Source organism: Demetria terragena DSM 11295, assembly GCF_000376825.1.
In the GTDB taxonomy this organism is placed as follows: Bacteria; Actinomycetota; Actinomycetes; order Actinomycetales; family Dermatophilaceae; genus Demetria; species Demetria terragena.
Genome location: NZ_AQXW01000004.1, coordinates 532,506 through 548,500 on the forward strand (window position 1 = coordinate 532,506; position 15,995 = coordinate 548,500).

The window sequence follows — 15,995 nt, forward strand, 5'->3', positions numbered from 1 at the left end:
ATCGTGCGCAACCCCCTGGACGTTGACGATCTGCGCGCCCGCGTTCAGGCCGCGATCGACGAACAGCTGACCTGCCAGCGAACCGTGCTGGACCCGGTCGGCTCGGCCGCTGAGCCGTTGCTCGACGCGGCAACCGAGTTGCTCAGCGGCGGCAAGAGGCTGCGCGCCGCGTTCTTCTACTGGGCTTATCGCGCAGCCGGGGGCCAAGACAGCGACGAGTTGATCAAAGCCGCGACCTCGATGGAGATGTTCCAAGCGGCGGCGCTGATCCACGATGACGTTATGGACGACAGCGACACGCGGCGCGGACAGCCTGCCGTCCACCGTCGACTGGCGCTGGAACACGACAAACAGGCGTGGATCGGCGATGCCGATCGGTTCGGCGCCGCCGGGGCGATTTTGGTCGGCGACCTGTGCCTGACCTGGACCGATGAGCTGTATGCCACCAGCGGACTTCCCGTCGCCGAGCTTGCGACCGGCCGCTCCACCTTCGATGCCATGCGCAATCAACTCATGGCCGGGCAGTTCCTCGACGTCCTGGAAGCCGCCCTGGGCTGGGACGGTGCCAGCACGCAGGACCGCATTGACCGAGCGCGCCACGTGGCCCGGGTCAAGAGCGCCCGCTATACCGTCGAGCAGCCACTTCTCATCGGAGCGGCGTGCGCCCAGGCCGATTCCGCGCTTCTCGGCGCGCTGGGCACCTATGGCCTTGCGCTCGGCGAGGCCTTTCAACAGCGGGATGACCTTCTTGGCGTCTTTGGCGATCCCGACGCGACAGGCAAGCCCGCCGGAGACGATCTTCAAGAAGGCAAGCGCACGGTGCTGATTGCGCACACTCTGGCCGGGCTAGACGCGCCAGACCGGGCGCGTTTCGAGTCGCTCCTCGGAGCCCCGGACCTCGCCTACGAGGACGTCACCTGGATGCGCGACCGCATCCGGTCGACGGGAGCCGTGGACAGTGTCGAGAAACTCATTGCCGAACTTGCCGACAAGGCTCGCACCGCACTACATCACGCCCCGATCGCCGATAGCGCACCGCGTGCGGTGCTCGACGAACTCATCACCCTCGCAACGGACCGATCCGCCTGAGCGCGTACGCCCGGCCGCTCGCTAGAACGCCAGCTCTTGCGCCCGTTTGCGGATCTCGGCCTTGCGACCGGCCTGCAACATATCGACCGGCGCACCCTCGATCGGCAAGGTCTCATCCGGAGTGAACAGCCAGGTCAGGATCTCTAGATCGGTGAAACCTGCGTCGGTCAGCACGGTGATCGTGCCCGGTATTGAGGGAAGAACCGAGCCTTCCTTCACGAATTTCGCCGGGACGGCAATCACCCGACGCTCCCCCACTCGGTGAGCCAGGAGGATCCGGTCATTCACGAGCCGACGCACCTCACGTAGCGGCATGTTGAGTTGTTCGGCCAGGTCAGGAATGGGAAGCCACTCCTGGACAAGGCGTTCCACGGCGAGGTCTTCGGGGGTCGGATTCTCGTTGCGCACCCGCCCAGCCTGCCAGAGGCAGGTCGGGTCACGCTCCGCGCGCCTCCTCGGCACCGCGCTTCGACCGCACTAGCGTGCAAGGCGCACCTTCGCCGCGCTGGACCGCGCGGACCAGCGGAGCCCGATGGCACCCACGGCGGCGTACGCAACCGGAAGGAACCCCTATGGCTCCACTGGACTATTCCCCACCTGCAAATACGCACCTGATGTCAGATCACCCTGCGGCGGTCCAATCGCAGTATGGCGCCAAGGACGGCCGGACCTGGCACGACTACACGGTTCGGCCTGGCGACAGCCTGGTAGCGATCGCGGCACGACATCAGACCACCGTCGCAAGCCTGGTCACGAAGAACAAGATCGCGGACCCACGCCACCTGACCACCGGCCGCACCATCAAAGTTCCCGGCGCAGCCCCCAAGCGCAGCACCGCACCGGCGACCCGACCTACGCAGCCGAAACGCGCGGCAGCCAAGGCTTCAGCACCCACTCGCTGGACACGTACTCACCTAGTCCAGCCTGGTGAGACGGCATACAGCATTTCGGGCAAATTCAACACCACACCGCGCGCGCTGCTGAAGGCCAACCGGATCTCCGATCCTCGACTTCTCAAGCACGGCACCAAAATTCGAGTCCCGGCCAAGCCGAAACCCGCATCGAAACCCACGGCGAAATCGCCCACGTCAACCAAGAACAACACGTTCTTGGGGCGGACCTACCCAAACGAGGTCGTCGCGCAGGCTGCGCGCAATCGCGAGGCTCTTCGGCACGCCGAGGTCCCTTCCCGCAGCGCCACGCGCGCCCTGGTCACCCGCACTGCCCAGCAGTACGGCGTGAACCCCAAGTTGGCGCTCGCCATCGCATGGCAAGAGTCAGGGTGGAACCAGCGTGCGGTATCCGTTGCGAACGCGGTGGGCGTCATGCAGGTCATGCCACGCACCGGACCGTGGTGCGCGTCGCTGGTCGGTCGCGACCTTGACCTGATGGACCCCACGGACAATGTGACGGCCGGAGTCGTGTTTCTTCGCTGGCTCACCGAGCACGCAGGCTCATCTGAGGACGCCATCGCGGGCTATTACCAAGGGCTCGGAAGCGTCGAGAAGAACGGGATGTTTCCTGACACCAAGGACTATGTCGCCAACGTCAAAGCGCACATGAAGCGCTTCTAGGGCACTCCGACCCTCGCCATGCCGGGCCTGACCTGACCGGTCAGGGGCGGTTGGCTCCGTAGACTCACCTGCGTGTCCACGCCACCCCACGACTCCCTCGTCGACCAAACGGTCGACGGGCGCTATGTCGTGCGCGGCTACCTCGCCAAGGGCGGGATGGCCTCGGTCTACATCGCCATGGATACCCGCCTTGACCGCGAAGTAGCGCTCAAGGTGATGCGCACCGACCTGGCCGAGGACGATGAGTTCGTCGCCCGGTTCCGTCGTGAGGCCCGCGCCGCCGCCCGCCTCTCCCACCCCAACGTGGTCGGAGTCTTCGACCAGGGCCGCGACGGTACGCGCGTCTTCCTCGCGATGGAACTGGTGCGCGGGCGCACCTTGCGGGAGCTCATCCGTACCGAAGGTGTTCTGACGCCACGCGCCGCGCTCGACCTCCTCGATCAGGTGCTTCAAGCTCTTGGTGCTGCACACCGCGCGGACACCGTGCATCGCGACGTCAAGCCAGAAAACGTCCTGATCAGCCATGACGGCGCCGTGAAGGTTGCCGACTTCGGGCTGGCCAGAGCTCTCACGACTGACACGCTGACCACCAACCACGACATCTTGCTCGGCACCGCCGCCTATCTCGCACCAGAGCAAGTCGAGCACGGGCGCGCCGACAAGCGGTCCGACGTCTACTCCGCCACGTTGTTGCTGCACGAAATGCTGACGGGGCAGAAGGCGTTCTCCGGCGACAGTCCGATTCACGTTGCCTATCAACACGTCCACGGCGACGTGCCACGCCCGAGTGCGGTGCTGCCTGGCGTCCCGGCGGAACTAGACGTCTTGGTGGCCCTCGGGGCCGCAAAATCACCGGAGCAGCGCCCCGATGATGCTCTTGAGATGCTGCGACAGGTCCGCGCGACCCGCGCGCAGCTCAGCGGCGAAGACCTTGACCAACTCCCCGCTGGACTGGCTCCCCACAGCGCCGACGGCACCGATGGCCGTACGCAGGCAATCTCCGGCGTCTCGACGAACAACCTCCGGCACGGCCGCAAGAGTGCACCGCCTGCCGCGGCACCAGCAACGCCAGCGGCACGCCCGCGCCGAACCGGCGGCCGACGATTGGTCGGCGGCCTGGCCGCACTCGTCCTGGTCGTCGGCGGAGCCGGCTGGTGGTTTGGCCTCGGCCCCGGGAGCGCATCGACCATCCCCAACATTCAAGGTCAACCTCAAGGTAAGGCGATTGATGCGCTCGACCAAGCGGGTCTTTCCGCACAGGTCGATGAGGTCTTCTCCGAGTCAGTGCCCAAGGGCCGCGTGGTCGCGTCCTCGCCCAAGGCTGGTGCCGATCAGCGCCGTTCGGACCCGGTCACCCTTCGGGTGTCTCGTGGTCCCGAGCGGCTCAGCGTTCCTAAGGTCGTAGGCGCGACCCAGGACAAGGCGACCACTCGCATTACCGATGCGCGGCTCGCGGTGGGCAAGGTCACGCAGGAGTTCAGCGAGACCGTGGCCAAGGGCGCGGTCATCTCATCGGACCCCGGTAGAGGTGACGACCTCAAGCCAGGGGCAAAGGTCGATTTGGTCGTCAGCAAGGGTCGCGAACCGATCTCGATACCCGACGTCAGCAATCAATCGCAACAGGCTGCCGAAAGCACCCTCACTGAGCTCGGCCTCAAGGTGAAGATGGCCGAGCCGAAGCACCACGACTCAGTGCCCAAGGGCGACGTCATCTCCTCAGAGCCCAGCAACGGCACCGTTTTTCGGGGCGACACGGTCACGCTGACGATCTCCAAAGGCCCTGAGATGGTCAAGGTACCGAGCGTGATCAACAAGAACACCGCATCGGCCCGCAAGATCCTCGAAGGCGCAGGCTTCACCGTTGATGTGTCCCGGTTCCTCGGTGGCGTCCTGGACACCGTACGAGGTCAGACCCCAAGCCCAGGAACATCCGTGCGCAAGGGCACGAAGATCAAGATCACCGTGGTGTGACGGCTACCGAGCGCTGAGCATCTCCGCAACCAGGAACGACAACTCCAGGCTTTGCTGATGGTTGAGGCGAGGGTCGCAGGCCGACTCGTAACGGGTCGCAAGATCCGCGTCGAGAATCTTCTCTGAACCGCCGAGGCACTCGGTCACGTCGTTGCCGGTCAACTCAACGTGAATGCCGCCAGGAATGGTGCCCAGCGAGCCATGGACCTCGAAGAAACCGCGGACCTCATCGACCACGTCGTCGAACTCGCGCGTCTTGTAACCAGACGCCGACTCGAAGGTGTTGCCGTGCATCGGATCGCACACCCACACCGCCGGAGCGCCGCTCTCGGTGACCTTCTCGACCAGACGCGGCAACCGCTCCCGGATCTTCCCCGCACCCATGCGCGTGATGAAGGTCAGGCGTCCCGGCTCCCGCTCGGGGTCGACCTGGTCGATGATGCGCAAAATCTCGTCCGGGTCAGCGTCCGGCCCGACCTTGACACCAACCGGGTTCTTGATGCGCGAAACATAGTCGAGGTGCGCGCCGTCGAGCTGGCGGGTGCGCTCCCCCACCCACACGAAGTGGCCGGACACGGCGTACGCATCGCCCGTGCGCGAGTCGATGCGCGTCAGGGGCTGTTCGTAGTCGAGCAACAACGCCTCGTGGCTGGAGAACAGTTCGACCGCGGACAGCGGAGTCGACTCGAAGTCGACGCCACATGCCGTCATGAACTTCATGGCGTTGTCGATATCCCGGGCCATGGACTCGTACCGCGCGTAGGCGGAGTTGGCGATAAAGCCACGATTCCACTCATGGACTCGGCGCAGATCCGCGAATCCACCGGTGGTGAAAGCTCGCACGAGATTCAGCGTCGATGCCGAGGTGTGGTACGCCCGGAGCAAGCGCTCCGGGTCGGGACGGCGCGCTTCAGGAGTGAAGGCGAAGTCGTTGACGATATCGCCACGGAAGGCCGGCAGCGTCACATCGCCGCGGGTCTCGGTGTTCTTGGACCGCGGCTTGGCGAACTGGCCCGCAATGCGGCCCACCTTGATGACCGGCGTGCTCGCCCCGTAGGTCAAGACGGCCGCCATCTGCAGCAGGGTCCGGATACGATCACGGATGTTGTCGGCGGTCGCAGACTCGAACATTTCCGCGCAGTCGCCGCCCTGCAGGAGGAAGGCTTCACCTCGCGCGGCGTCGGCCAGTCGCGACTTGAGAACATCGCATTCACCAGCGAAAACCAGCGGCGGCAGGGCCGCCAGTGTCTCGCGAACTCGTTCGACCGAACCATCCTGCGGCCACTCGGGCTGTTGCGCAGCAGGGAGATCAGGCCACTGCAACTGCGCGCCCGTGATGTCGCCAGAAGTGATGTCGTGGGAGGAAGCCGTCGTACTCACCCGCACAGGGTAGTTGGCGCTCTACCGCCTCCTGACATCGCTCCCATGGCGTGGACACGGCATGGCCGGGCGGCAACCGCCCTGGGTGGAATCTTCTAAGACCCGCCCACAGAATTTCCCGAAGAATCTGGCCGATGATCTGGGTCGTCATCCGCGAACTCGGCGATGTCCGGGAGTTCGGCCCCCTCGTCCGCGGAGTTTCCTCGTCGGCCAATCTCGGTGAGGCTCTTCCCGAGCGCAGCCGCGCCCCCGCCGATCTCCTTGACCTTGCCGGTCAGCCGGTCTTTGACCGATGCCGCGTAGACATCGACGTACTCCTGCCCAGACAGCAACATCAGTTCGTACATCACCTCATCGGTGATGGACCGCAGCACGAACCGGTCGTTCTCCATGCCCTGGTAGCGAGAGAAATCCATGGGCTTTCCGATGCGGACGCCGACCCGCATGATGTTGGGGATGACCTGGCCTGTGGGTTGGGCCTTATCCGTGTCGATCATGGCCACCGGCAGCACGGGAACGCCGGCCTCTAGCGCCATGCGCGCCATGCCGGTCTTGCCCTTGTAGAGCCGGCCATCCGGCGACCGGGTCCCCTCCGGATAGATCCCCAGGAGCTCCCCCTTGGCCAAGACGCGCAGCCCAGAATTGAGCGCCGCCTCACTGGCCTTGCCGCCAGAACGATCAACCGGGATCTGCCCGATAGCGCGCATGAACATCGCTGTGGCGCGGCCTTTCACGCCCGTTCCGGTGAAATATTCGGCCTTGGCTGGAAAGGTGATCCGCCGATCCACGACGAGCGGCAGGAAGATCGAATCAGAGAAAGACAGATGATTGCTCGCCAGGAGCGCCCCGCCGGTTTCTGGCACATTCGTTTCGCCATCGACCCATGGCTTGAAAAGCAAGTTGAGGATCGGGCCCAGGATGATCTTCTTCAGAACCCAGTAGAACAAGCACGCCTCCCGCGGATCGCAACTGCCGCACCTGGCAGTGGCTCTCCAGATGTTCACATTGCCGCTTCATGTCACTCGACGGCTGAACTCTACGTCACCTCTCGACCTCACCGCTGGGAGTGGGAGGATGCAGGCATGAGCATCCTCCCCGGGGCCGAACCCTTGAGCGCCGATGGATCACGCACGGGCGTCTTGGTATGTCACGGCTTCACGGGAAGCCCCTCGTCGATGCGCGGCATCGCCGAGCACTGCGCCCAATCTGGTTGGACCGTACGCATGCCGCGCCTTCCCGGCCACGGCACCACCTGGCAGGACCTCAACCAGCGCACGTGGCACGAGTGGCACGCCGAAGTAGCCGCAGCATTCCTCGAGCTTCGGGATCGCTGCGACGACGTCATCCTGGTAGGCCTATCCATGGGCGGCAGCCTGATGACTCTCTTGGCCGAGGAGTACGGCGAGCAGGTCGCAGGACTCGTACTCATCAATCCCGCCTATCGCATGACTGATTGGCGGTTGAAGGCACTGCCGGTTCTCAAGCACCTCACACCGTCGATCGCAGCCATCGGCGATGACATCAAGAAGCCTGGTGTCCGCGAGGGTGCCTACCCGCGAACCCCGTTACGGGCGTTGCACTCCGCCACGGAACTATGGGCCAAGGTCACTCGTGACCTCCCCCAAGTCACGCAGCCGGTGCTTCTGCTGCACTCCCGCGTGGACCATGTGGTCGACCCGAGCAATGCCGAGCTGCTGTTGTCGCGCATCTCTAGCCACGCCGTTCGTGAGGTCGTCCTGGAAAACTCCTTCCACGTCGCTACCCTCGACCACGATGCCGACCTCATCCTGAACGAACTCACTGCTTTCATCGCTCACGTCAGCGACAGAGAGGATGTCAGCGAATGACTACGGCTGACAGCCCGAACGGGGAGGATGCCGAGTTCGATGCGATCGTCGCTCGTCTCCACGAGGACGGCTGGACACCTCCTGACTCGCCAGAGCAGACACCTCCCGAGGACCCCGCACCCGACCCGGTTGCGGCCCTGCCTAGCCAGTGGCGCATCCCCACCGGCGAAAGCATCCTGGATCAAGAGGATGAGTTCGTGCCCGACGCGCCACGCCCCCTGCCGAGCGGCGACCTGGGGTTCTGGGGTGCGCTCGCGGGTCTAGGCGGCGGAATGGGCTGGCTGCTCTACCTCTTTTTCTTCGATCGATACGCGCGGCCGCTCTGGTGGGCACTGGCTGTCATCGTCACCCTGACCGGTCTCGTCTTGGTGTTCTTGCGGCAGCCGGAGTCCCGACGGGACGATTGGGACGATGACGTCGATGGCGCAGTGCTCTAGCGCACACCCATCCGGGGTGGTGTTCGCTACGAACACCACCCATGAAAACGTCGACTGAAGCCAGCACGCCCGCGGTCGGTCGATTCCGGGCCGCCATTTTCGGTGTCATTGCCACCGTGACGGGCGCTGGCGTCGGCCATCTCGTCGCGGCCCTCATCCGACCAGAGTCATCCCCGGTCTTAGCGGTCGGGTCCGTTGTCATCGACAACACACCAACGCCGCTGAAAACATGGGCGATTCGCACGTTTGGCGACATGGACAAGCTGATCCTTGTCGGTTCCGTCGCGATCGTCACCTTGCTCCTGGGCGCCATCGCGGGTTTGCTCGCACGCCGCCGACCTGTTTTGGGCATCGCCGTCCTCGCCGTGCTCACCTTGGCCGCAACAGTTGCCGCCATGTTGAGCCCGACTGCAGGAATCATCGCGGTCCTTCCGGGACTCGTGACAGCCGCGGTGGGAATCGCTTGCATGACAGCGCTTTTCGCCTATAGCTCTAAGAGTGAAGCCGCCACTTCTGAGGGTGCAGACACTAATTCCGATGAGTCATCCGAGGCCTCGGGCGTTACGCCATCGCGCCGCATCTTGCTTAAGTCGACCGGTATCGGCGCCGCGATGGCCGTCATCGGAGTTGCCGCGGGCGCCGCTGGACAGCAGATCATCACTGCGGCACAACGCGTTTCGGGCACACTTCCCGACCCGAGCAACATCTTGGCCAAGCTCCCGGAGGGACTGGAAAAGAAGATTCGGGGCATCACGCCATTCCGCACGAAGAACTCTGACTTCTACCGGGTCGACATCAATCTCACGGTTCCCACCGTCAACGAGAACGAGTGGACGCTGAAAATCGATGGCGACGTGGAGAATCCGTACGAACTGACCTACCAGGACATCCTCGACATGCCGCTCATCCAGAGCGACATCACCATGACGTGCGTCAGCAACGAGGTCGGAGGCCAGTACGCAGGTGCAGCGCGCTGGATGGGAATTCCTGTAAGCGACCTTCTCGAGCGGGCGAAGCCTCGCTCGGGAAACAACCAAGTGCTGTCCACTTCCGTTGATGGATATACCTGTTCGACGCCGCTCAAGGCTCTGCAGGATGACCGCGGAGCACTGTTGGCGGTCGGCATGAACGGCGAGCCGCTCCCCCGCGACCACGGTTACCCGGCCCGTCTGATCACACCCGGGCTGTACGGCTACGTCGGCGCGACCAAGTGGGTTACCCGCCTGACCGTGACCACCTTCGACAAGGACAAGGCGTACTGGACCAAACGCAAGTGGTCGATCGACGGGGAAATCAAGCCCATGGCGCGGATCGATACCCCGGAGCCGTTGACAACCGTTTCTGCGGGAACCGTGCCCATCGCAGGGATCGCGTGGGCACAGCGTCAAGGAATCACGGGTGTTGAGGTCAAGATCGACGATGGCCCATGGAAGGCCGCCAAACTCGGCCCCGAGGTCAACATCGACTATTGGCGGCAGTGGTGGTTCCCCTGGGAGGCCACCCCGGGCACGTACCGCGTGTTCGCCCGGTGCCGCTACGGCGACGACGAGAAAACCCAGACCAAAGATCGTGCCAAGCCCTTCCCCGACGGCGCCTCCGGATGGCACGAAATCGCCGTCATCGTTGACTAGTAGACCCGATTGCCAACGGCTTGAAATTCGTTGCCAATCAATCCAATCCGGATCCCACCGGGCTCCGAACACCGTATGTATCTTCCGCAAGAACTTCCTCGAATGGAGCAACACCATGAAGCGCACGACCACCGCCCTGGCCTTCAGCGCCATCCTCGCCCTGTCGCTCTCCGCTTGCGGTGGCGACGAGTCCTCGGAAAGTACAGGAGCTGGCGACACCGCAGCCGCAAGCAGCCCCGCCGCTGCTGAGAAGTCCTCCGAGGCTCCTGCCGAGTCCTCGAAGGCCGCCTCCGCGGACAACGCTGAGTTTGGTCCCGGCTGCAAGGCTGTCCCGGCAGATGGCGCTGGCTCGTTCGCCGGCATGGCCAAGGACCCGGTTGCCACCGCTGCGAGCAACAACAAGGACCTCTCGACTCTGGTCACCGCCGTGAAGAAGGCCGGCCTTGTCGACACCCTGAACACCAGCAAGGACATCACCGTCTTCGCCCCGGCGAACTCCGCCTTCGCCAAGATCCCCGAGGCCGACCTCAACAAGGTCCTCGGCGACAAGAAGGCGCTGACCGGTCTGCTCACCCACCACGTGGTGAAGGGCAAGTTGGCCCCGGCAGACCTCGCGGGTGAGCACAAGACCCTCGCTGGCGACACCGTCACGGTGTCCGGCAGCAAGCCCGACTTCGACGTTGCAGGCGCCAAGGTTGCCTGTGGCAACGTGCAGACCGCGAACGCCACGGTCTACATCATCGACTCGGTGCTCATGCCCGCCAAGTAATTCCGACCCGCAGGCGCACATAGTCCGACCCGCAGGTCAGGGCCCTCTCACTCCGGTGAGCAGGGCCCTGACTGCTGTCTACGGCCCGTACGCCGGTCGAGTAGGCGGGAACGCAGTGACCCCGCCAAATCGAGACCACCTCACCACGGGTCTCGACACGGCCTCGGCTCACGCCTCGACCGGCTCGACCAACGCGAACCAACGCCGGTCGAGTAGGCGGGAACGCAGTGACCCGCCGTATCGAGACCACCCACCACGGGTCTCGACACGGTCTCGGCTAACGCCTCGACCGGCTCGACCGACGTGAGATGGGACTACTCGACCGACGTTAAGCCACCCCAACGCCGGTCGAGTAGGCGGGAACGCAGTGACCCGCCATATCGAGACCACCCACCCAGGTCTCGACACGGCCTCGGCTAACGCCTCGACCGGCTCGACCAACGCGAACCAACGCCGGTCGAGTAGGCGGGAACGCAGTGACCCGCCGTATCGAGACCACCCACCCAGGTCTCGACACGGCCTCGGCTCACGCCTCGACCGGCTCGACCGACGTGAGATGGGACTACTCGACCGGCTCGACCAACGCGAACCAACGCTGGTCGAGTAGGCGGGAACGCAGTGACCCGCCGTATCGAGACCACCCACCCAGGTCTCGACACGGCCTCGGCTCACGCCTCGGCCGGCTCGACCGACGTGAGATGGGACTACTCGACCGGCGTTAAGACCTGGCCCTGCCTTAGGGGGTGGGGTGGATCTCCACGACGAGGGGGCGGTGATCGCTAGCGGCGATCAGGTCCGCCTCGGGGACATCCACGGGAATACGCACCGGCTGCAATGCCGGCGAACTGAAGATCGCATCGATGCATCGCGACGGTGCGTGCGCCGGGAAGGTCATCGCGGCCTCACCCACGTCGAGCATGCCGTCGGCGAGCCGGCCCCAACCCGGGCCCTCGCCCAGTTCATTGATATCGCCCGCGACGACAAGCGGTCCCCCACACACGGTGTCCTCCCGCAGCAGTCGAGCATGCTCTTCGTGCTCGCTGGTCCGAAGGGACAAATGGACGCTGGCCACCGTGAACACATCGCCGTCCCCCAACTGGAGGCGAGAATAGGCCCACCCACGAGGCTCGTCGAAGAACTTCACGGGAAACCGCCGGTGCCCACTGCCCAAAACTCGCAGCCGCGTTCCGGTGAGCAGGGTCGTGCTCATGAAACCGCGACCTTGACCGCCAGGCCAACGCATCCCGCAGTCTCGTGCGAATCGGGCGATCCGCCAGCCAGAGAATGGATGCCGCGGCGCCTCCTGCAGACAGAGAACATCCGGCTCAAGCGACCTAATCACGCGAACAAGGGCGGCTCGATCATCCTTCAACGCACGAATGTTGTAGGTCATCACCCGCACCGATGACATCACTCGGAGTCCCGCTCAACGCGCTCCTGCTCGACATCGAAGCGCGCGAGATCGGCAGCACCGACCAGCCCCGCATCATTGCCAAGGCTCGCGGGCAGGATCCGCGCTTCGGGTCGATAGCCACGCCCTGCCAAATGCTTGCGGAATGATTCGCGCGCCGGGCCCAACAGCAGGTCCCCGGCCTGACTCACCCCACCGCCGATGATGAAGGCCCCGGGGTCGAAAGCGTTGGCCAAGCTGGCCAACCCGACACCGAGCCACTCGCCGATCTCGGCCAGCAACTCGGCGGCAGTGGGATCACCCTCGCGCGCCGCTTCAGTCACCATCGGTCCAGTGATGTGCTGTATGTCGCCGTCGACTCTTGCGGTGAGGTCAGCGGCCAATGGACTTCCCGCAGAAACCAACGAACGCGCCTCTCGCACAAGCGCATTGCCCGAGGCGTACTGTTCCCAGCACCCGCGGTTGCCACACTCACAGCGATGCCCGCCGGGCATCACCTGCATGTGGCCGAACTCCCCGGCGATGCCGAATCGACCGCGTTGGATACGCCCATCCAGGAGTGCCGCCCCACCGATCCCGGTACCGAGTGTGACCATCACCAGGTGCGTCTCACCCTGCCCGGCTCCGAATCGATACTCGGCCCACAACGCGGCGTTAGCATCGTTGTCAACAAAAACCGGCAGGTCCACCCGCCGCGCTAGCGCATCGCGTAACGGCTCATGCCGCCACGACAAGTGGGGCGCGAAAACGACAGTCGCTCGGTCTGCGGCGACAAACCCCGCTGCGCCAATCCCGACAGCGCTCACCGATTCCGGCTCGACCTCAACCAACTCGGTGACGACATCCACGATCATGTCTTCCACTACGCGTGGGGCGGTCGATCGATGTGGCGTATCGCGACGGGCACGATGGATCACCTTCCCGGTGGAATCCACTACTCCACCAGCGACTTTCGTACCGCCAATGTCTATTCCGATGGCCAGGGCTGGGGGTAGCTTTGACTCGTTCGCCATCACCGGCCAGCCTCCGCGGCGGCCAGCGCCGCCGCACCAATCACCCCGGCATCGTTCCCGAGTTCAGCGAGCGCAACCGTCACAGTCGGTCGGTGACCGCGCTCCTGGATCTGGGCGTACATCTCACGCGCAGGACCAAGGACGAGGTCGCCGACCTCCGCCAGGCCACCACCGACCACGATGCGCTGCGGATCAAGGATCGCACTCATCGTCGCGATGCCCCGGCCAAGCCAGCGCCCGACGTCACCCACCAGTTCTTGGCTCAACAGGTCACCATTCTGGGCGAGCTCGACAATTTCTGGCGACTCCAACGCCGCCGCATCGCCCGAACAACGCTCGGCGAGGGCCTCATGGCCAGCCACTTTGTCTTCGAGCGCCTTGCGTCCAGACTTGGCCAACGCGGTTCCGCTGGAGTACGCCTCCAAGCAGCCTCGCAATCCACATCCGCACAGCCGACCTCCAGGTTCAACCGTGATGTGCCCTACCTCGCCACCGGTTCCGGTACCGCCGATCAACACCGACCCGCCAATGACGACTCCCCCGCCAACGCCGGTACCCAGGGTGACCATGAGCACGTCCTCGTATCCGCGCCCGGCTCCGTGCCGCCATTCTCCGTATGCCGCTGCGTTGGCATCGTTTTCGAGCCTGACAGCCCTTCCGAGGCGCGCCTCCAAGTTGGCTCGCAACGGCACGTTGCGCCAGGCATCGATGTTGGGCGAGAAACGGACCATGGAGCGCGGGCGGTCAAGGTAGCCAGCGACGGCCACCCCGACCGGGAGCGACTCGGCCACCTCGAGTTGTTCGATGGCCTCGACGATGGACTCAAGCATGTGGTCGGTGTCATCGGGCGTACTTGGCACTTCGACCGTGCGCTCACTGGTGCCATCAGAGTTGACTAGCGCGGCGGCAATCTTGGTCCCGCCGACGTCGACGCCAATGCTATTCACGGTGAGTCATCCTCGTCATCGACCTGGACCGATTGCCATTCGGTACCCTCGCGCATCTCGTGATCGGCCGGGCGACTGGATCCGTCCTCACCCGGCTCACCGGACATCTCTTCCCGCCGGTGCGCTGCAAAAGCTTCGAGCGAGCCGACCACCATGCCCAGCAGATCGGCGACCCGCTCTACGGTCTCGGGTCGGATCTCGGACAAGAAGGTCGCAACCCGACACACGGGACACACTTCACAGACCGCTTGCACGGCCGGGGTATCGCACGAACAAGGCGAGGGCGCAGTGCCCTCCCCAGTGCGGTCGGACGAGGAGGAGTCGGCCGAGGACGACCCGTCGGCCGTCACGGTGTCCTCTCGAGCTGAGGGGCCGTCACCGGCACCGGTGCCTGACGGCGTACCCATCGCCGCCAATGCCGACACCAGTCGGATGGCCTCATCGGCAACAGCCGAAGAGTGATGGTCTTGTGCGCCGCTCACTTCGTGCTCTCCTTGGGGACGAAACTGATCTCTAGATGGTCTGCCGAGACCCGCGCCCCGGCCGTGCGGAAGCGGCGAAGTGCCGACGGAAGGGTCACGAGTCGTCGCATCCCGAGCACCTCCACTGCGAGATCGTCACCAGACCGATCAACCCGCACCTCGTGAGAGCGTAGTCCGGGCACCGTCAATCGCCACGCCCATCCCGTGTCGCGTTCAACCATGGTCGCCGCGGATCGAGGCGCAGGCTCCGGGAGCAGGGATGCTCCGCCCGTCACCGATGGAGCGCCGAGCTCGTGAAGTGCGAGTCCCAGTCGAAGGCGACGGGTACGCGGGTCGCTCTCCTCGCCCACGAGGTATGCCTGCGCAGCACTCAGGTCACCAGCCCAGCCCACAACACGATCCAGAACCCTTTGCATCTGCGCATGAGTGTCTGCTCCCGGCCACCAACTCAACCTCGTCGCCGCCCGGGGACGTGCTGAGGACAACCACCCGCGCTGAGCCCGCAACAGGTGAGTTACCAACCAGGGCAAACGATCTGCGGTCGATACGACATCAACGATGTGGCAGCCGACATCGACGAGCACGACGTCCAGGTCGGTGCGCTCGGTGAGCATGCCAAGTCGATGAATCAACTCCAGATAACCCGAACCTGGCGACACCACAAGTTCGCTCGCGAGCCGCGGGTCCAGCCCAACGCGGTCGAGCAATCGCCCCGCCGGACGCGCCATACCCTCGGCCGAGGAGGTCACCACCTCCACGGAGGTCCCCTGCAACCGCGACGACGCGCCGTTCCACGGATCAAGGTCGGCGACCGCCACCTGCTGACCGGCGCGGGCATAGTGATCGGCGAAGTCCGCACACGCCGCGGAAGTGCCAACTCCCCCGGGCCCGCCGAGGAGCACCAGCCGGGGTGCTGTCGAGCGATGAGTTGACGTCACCCCTCGGCGCGCTTCTTGAGCTCCTTGAGCGCGGTGTCGATGATCATCTTCTCGGCCTTGCGCTTGAGAGCACCAATCATCGGAATCGACACATCCACCGACAACTCGTAACCAACGTCCGTGCCACTTTCGGACGCGGCCAGGGTGTAAGCACCGTCGAGCGCCTTGAGCATGGTCGCTTCGACTAGCGTCCACGACACTCGCCCCGTGGACGCCTCATCAACGTCCCAGACATAGGCAAGGGTGTAGGAGTCCTTGACGATTCCGGCATCGAGGTCGAAGGTGACCTGCTCGGCCCAGCCGTCGGCATCCTCGGCGATCACCTCGGCACGTTTCACCTGCCCTGCCCATTCGGGGTAGGCCGCGAAGTCGGCAATGATGTCGAGAACGGTCGCGGGCGGGGCGGCAATGGTGATGGAAGACTGGGTGCTCTGAGCCATGCCGAAACTCTAGACGGCCCACCGACTGCAGGGATACCCGTGTTTGGCTACGACGACGCCTGAGGT

At 64.7% G+C, this 15,995-nt stretch carries 16 protein-coding genes; 7 read left to right on the top strand and 9 right to left on the bottom strand.

Annotated elements, in window-relative coordinates:
- Positions 1–3 precede the first annotated feature (3 nt).
- Complete coding sequence (locus F562_RS0106665) at positions 4–1,089, top strand: polyprenyl synthetase family protein (RefSeq protein ID WP_018156163.1); 1,086 nt, start codon at positions 4–6, stop codon at positions 1,087–1,089.
- A gap of 21 nt (positions 1,090–1,110) precedes the next feature.
- Here F562_RS0106665 and F562_RS0106670 read toward each other — a convergent pair whose 3' ends face one another.
- A complete protein-coding gene (locus F562_RS0106670) occupies positions 1,111–1,497 on the bottom strand; it encodes an Rv2175c family DNA-binding protein (RefSeq protein ID WP_018156164.1) in 387 nt (128 codons plus the stop codon).
- Between the two features lie 164 nt (positions 1,498–1,661).
- Here F562_RS0106670 and F562_RS18325 point away from each other — a divergent pair, with 164 nt between their 5' ends.
- Positions 1,662–2,663: a LysM peptidoglycan-binding domain-containing protein gene (locus tag F562_RS18325; RefSeq protein ID WP_051080158.1), complete on the top strand. Its 1,002-nt coding sequence runs from the start codon at positions 1,662–1,664 to the stop codon at positions 2,661–2,663.
- 72 nt (positions 2,664–2,735) lie between these two features.
- Positions 2,736–4,634, top strand: coding sequence for a Stk1 family PASTA domain-containing Ser/Thr kinase (pknB, locus tag F562_RS0106680; RefSeq protein ID WP_018156166.1), 1,899 nt, complete (start codon positions 2,736–2,738; stop codon positions 4,632–4,634).
- Between the two features lie 3 nt (positions 4,635–4,637).
- Here the strand turns inward: pknB and F562_RS0106685 are convergent, their stop codons facing one another.
- Together F562_RS0106685 and F562_RS0106690 are read right to left on the bottom strand one after the other, a co-directional pair.
- A complete protein-coding gene (locus F562_RS0106685) occupies positions 4,638–5,987 on the bottom strand; it encodes a class II 3-deoxy-7-phosphoheptulonate synthase (protein WP_026181065.1) in 1,350 nt (449 codons plus the stop codon).
- Positions 5,988–6,109: 122 nt separating this feature from the next.
- Complete coding sequence (locus tag F562_RS0106690; RefSeq protein WP_018156168.1) at positions 6,110–6,961, bottom strand: lysophospholipid acyltransferase family protein; 852 nt, start codon at positions 6,959–6,961, stop codon at positions 6,110–6,112.
- Positions 6,962–7,096: 135 nt separating this feature from the next.
- On the opposite strand from F562_RS0106690, the gene F562_RS18330 reads away from it, so the two are divergent.
- The 4 genes from F562_RS18330 to F562_RS0106710 all read left to right on the top strand — a co-directional run bounded on the left by F562_RS18330 (position 7,097) and on the right by F562_RS0106710 (position 10,698).
- Positions 7,097–7,861, top strand: a complete 765-nt coding sequence (locus tag F562_RS18330; RefSeq protein WP_018156169.1) for an alpha/beta hydrolase — start codon at positions 7,097–7,099, stop codon at positions 7,859–7,861.
- Entirely contained in the window at positions 7,858–8,298 is a 441-nt protein-coding gene (locus F562_RS20080) for a hypothetical protein (RefSeq protein ID WP_018156170.1), read from the top strand. Before F562_RS18330 ends, F562_RS20080 begins: the two co-directional genes overlap by 4 nt.
- Before the next feature lie 41 nt (positions 8,299–8,339).
- A complete protein-coding gene (locus tag F562_RS0106705; protein ID WP_018156171.1) occupies positions 8,340–9,929 on the top strand; it encodes a molybdopterin-dependent oxidoreductase in 1,590 nt (529 codons plus the stop codon).
- 115 nt (positions 9,930–10,044) lie between these two features.
- Positions 10,045–10,698 (top strand): fasciclin domain-containing protein, encoded by a 654-nt coding sequence (locus F562_RS0106710; protein ID WP_018156172.1) that lies wholly within the window; start codon positions 10,045–10,047, stop codon positions 10,696–10,698.
- A 736-nt stretch (positions 10,699–11,434) separates the two neighbouring features.
- Here the strand turns inward: F562_RS0106710 and F562_RS0106720 are convergent.
- The 6 genes from F562_RS0106720 to F562_RS0106745 are packed head-to-tail and all read right to left on the bottom strand — an operon-like array spanning position 11,435 to position 15,929.
- Positions 11,435–12,109, bottom strand: a complete 675-nt coding sequence (locus F562_RS0106720) for an endonuclease/exonuclease/phosphatase family protein (protein WP_018156174.1) — start codon at positions 12,107–12,109, stop codon at positions 11,435–11,437.
- Positions 12,109–13,122, bottom strand: coding sequence for an ROK family glucokinase (locus F562_RS0106725; RefSeq protein ID WP_018156175.1), 1,014 nt, complete (start codon positions 13,120–13,122; stop codon positions 12,109–12,111). The genes F562_RS0106720 and F562_RS0106725 overlap by 1 nt, the downstream gene beginning before the upstream one ends.
- On the bottom strand, positions 13,122–14,069 hold the full coding sequence (locus F562_RS0106730; protein ID WP_018156176.1) for an ROK family protein: 948 nt from the start codon (positions 14,067–14,069) through the stop codon (positions 13,122–13,124). The genes F562_RS0106725 and F562_RS0106730 overlap by 1 nt, the downstream gene beginning before the upstream one ends.
- Positions 14,066–14,551, bottom strand: coding sequence for a hypothetical protein (locus tag F562_RS0106735; RefSeq protein ID WP_018156177.1), 486 nt, complete (start codon positions 14,549–14,551; stop codon positions 14,066–14,068). Before F562_RS0106735 ends, F562_RS0106730 begins: the two co-directional genes overlap by 4 nt.
- The gene (locus F562_RS0106740) at positions 14,548–15,489 is read right to left on the bottom strand and encodes an ArsA family ATPase (RefSeq protein WP_026181066.1); all 942 of its coding nucleotides are present in this window, start codon (positions 15,487–15,489) and stop codon (positions 14,548–14,550) included. Before F562_RS0106740 ends, F562_RS0106735 begins: the two co-directional genes overlap by 4 nt.
- Positions 15,486–15,929: an SRPBCC family protein gene (locus tag F562_RS0106745; RefSeq protein ID WP_018156179.1), complete on the bottom strand. Its 444-nt coding sequence runs from the start codon at positions 15,927–15,929 to the stop codon at positions 15,486–15,488. The genes F562_RS0106740 and F562_RS0106745 overlap by 4 nt, the downstream gene beginning before the upstream one ends.
- Positions 15,930–15,995 lie beyond the last annotated feature (66 nt).